The sequence below is a fragment of the Micrococcus sp. GbtcB5 genome, assembly GCF_019091605.1.
GTDB lineage: Bacteria > Actinomycetota > Actinomycetes > Actinomycetales > Micrococcaceae > Micrococcus > Micrococcus luteus.
In genome coordinates this window covers 1-248 of the sequence record NZ_JAGXJK010000322.1, presented here as the reverse complement: position 1 = coordinate 248, position 248 = coordinate 1, and the positions used below count along the sequence as shown (strand labels likewise).

The following is a 248-nucleotide window of genomic DNA, read 5'->3' as shown; positions in this document are numbered from 1 at the left end:
GCCGTCGCCGGCCCCCTGCCCGTCGGCGTCGGCGGCGACGCGGATCACGAGGTCCCCGCGGGTGGCGGTGCCGGTGTAGCCGTGGTCGAGGTCGCACTGGGGGACGGCGCAGCCGGCGGGCTGCAGGTCCAGTCGCTGGCCTCCGGCCCACATCAGCCCGAGGGTCATCTCGGCCTCGGGGTCGGACGGCCGGAAGCGGGCGGGGTCGGCGTGGCCGGTGGTCAGGACCACGGAGCCGAGGGCGCGGA

The 248-nt window shown here is 78.2% G+C and carries 1 protein-coding gene; it reads right to left on the bottom strand.

Annotated elements, in window-relative coordinates:
- Positions 1 to 248: DUF5998 family protein (locus tag KVS67_RS12530; RefSeq protein ID WP_254629378.1), on the bottom strand; the 248-nt coding region annotated here is incomplete at both ends.